Raw genomic sequence first — 1,960 nt, 5'->3', positions numbered from 1 at the left:
TGAATTTATTAAAAGATCCAGAATATGTTTGTCGATTTCATGATCCTTTGCCATAAAACCCAAAATACGAAAGGTTTCCGATAAAGTTTTCCCTTTTTTATATGGTCTGTCAGCAGCGGTTAGAGCCTCAAAAAGGTCAGCAACTGCTATAATTCTGGCTTGCAAGGGAAGTTTTTCTGCTGTTAAATGGAATGGGTAACCCTTTCCATTTAGTTTTTCATGATGAGCAGATGCGTAAAGAGGAACATTTTTGTATTTTTTTGGGAAAGTCAACTGGTTCAGCATTTCATGGGTTACAACAGCGTGTTCCCGCATTTTATCGATTTCTTCTGATAATAAAGTTCCTCTTCTGATTGTCAGGTTGGTCTTTTCATCTTCATTAAGTAATGTATATTTTTTCCCTTCAAATTCATAACAGAATTCAAAAATCCTATCGATCCTTTTAACATCACCATCTTTCATAAATTCTCCTCCAATATTCGCTTTTTGGAGGAATTTCCAATCTTCATCTAATTGGATTAAAAGTTTTTCCAATTCGGTTTTCCTTTTTTTACTGCATTTTAAAAGATCATTTTTTATTGCTAATTTGATCATTTCAAATCTAGTCTGGATCAGCAAAATGCGATCGAGCATAGTTTCTAATTTTGTTGCTTTATCCATAATAAAAATTGGAGTAGTGATTTTTCCAATATCATGCATCCAACCGGAAATACTTATTTCCTGGAATTCATCTTCAGTGAAATGTATATCTTTATAAATTTTATTATCTTCATCAATTTCTTTTGCTAATTGCTCGGTTAATGACGCAACTCTGGAAATGTGTCCTCCTGTATATGGAGATTTACGGTCGATTGCTTTCGCGATACTTCGAATAAATTGATTTAAAAGTTTTTCCAGACCTTCGATCAGTTTCTTATTCGTTAAAGCGATCGCGGCTTGCGAAGCAAGGGATGTTAACATTGTAATGTGCTGCTCAGTAAAGGAAATGATATTTCTATCTTTGTCCATTGCATTAATAAGTTGAATGACGCCAAGAACATCATTTTCATGATTTTTCAAGGGAATGGCTGCAAAGGATTTTGATCGATAATTATTCGCTTTATCATATTTTTTCGTGCCGCTATTATCATAAATATTCTGATTATAAACATCTTCGATACTTGCAGTAGTTCCGGTATGAGCGACATAAGAAGCAAAATTTTTCAGATTTTTATTTCCTTGTTCATCAAACAAAGGGATGCTGGGCCACTTAACCGTGTCGGCAATTCCAAGTTTAAAATTTTTTGATAAAGTACAGACAATTTTAAAATCAAGAAATTTTCCATCTTCAGAAACAGTATAAATTGTTCCGCCATCTGCACTTGTATAATTCATGGCTTCTTCCAGAACCAGGTTGAAAAAATTATTGATATCCTTTTCTGCAGAAAGAGCGATCCCGATTTTGGTTAATTTTTCTATATGATCAAATGAGGTCTTTTTTTCTTCCATTTTTCCTCTTTATTAAATTTGACACTTTTCAAGTGTCTATTTTTCTGGATATATGTTTTGAGGGTGGTTTTATGTCAATAAATTTTAGCCAGAGTATTGATACAAAGATTGATACTATTTTATTAACTGCCGGATTATCTCAAAGAATGGGAACAGATAAAGCACTGCTTCAGATCAAAGGAAAAAGGATTATTTCCATTATTTTGGAAAAACTGTCTGTATTTTCTGAGAGAATTTTTATCATTCTGGGAGCAAATTATCATCAGGTGAAAAAAGTGCTATTTGATGAATTTGGAGATAAAAGAAAAATCAATTTAGTTTATAATGAAAATCATAAACAAGGGATGTTTTCTTCGATTTTAAAAGGATTTAATTCCGTTTCCGGAAAGAATCCAATCCTTCTGCAAATGATCGATCAACCTTTCATCAGTTTGGAAACATATCAAAAATTAATAAACAATTTGGATAAAGA

2 protein-coding genes are annotated in these 1,960 nt (G+C 32.4%); one reads left to right on the top strand and one right to left on the bottom strand.

The features are described from left to right. The coding region (locus ENL20_05910) for a GAF domain-containing protein (GenBank protein ID HHE38090.1) at positions 1 to 1,488 on the bottom strand (1,488 nt) is incomplete at its 3' end. Here ENL20_05910 and ENL20_05905 point away from each other — a divergent pair. Then, a partial coding sequence (locus ENL20_05905; GenBank protein ID HHE38089.1) for a hypothetical protein occupies positions 1,467 to 1,960 on the top strand: 494 nt, incomplete at its 3' end. The genes ENL20_05910 and ENL20_05905 overlap by 22 nt on opposite strands.

Source organism: Candidatus Cloacimonadota bacterium (assembly GCA_011372345.1).
Classification (GTDB): Bacteria; Cloacimonadota; Cloacimonadia; order Cloacimonadales; family TCS61; genus DRTC01.
The sequence above is the reverse complement of the archived record's forward strand: the minus strand, read 5'-3'. Positions and strand labels throughout refer to the sequence as shown.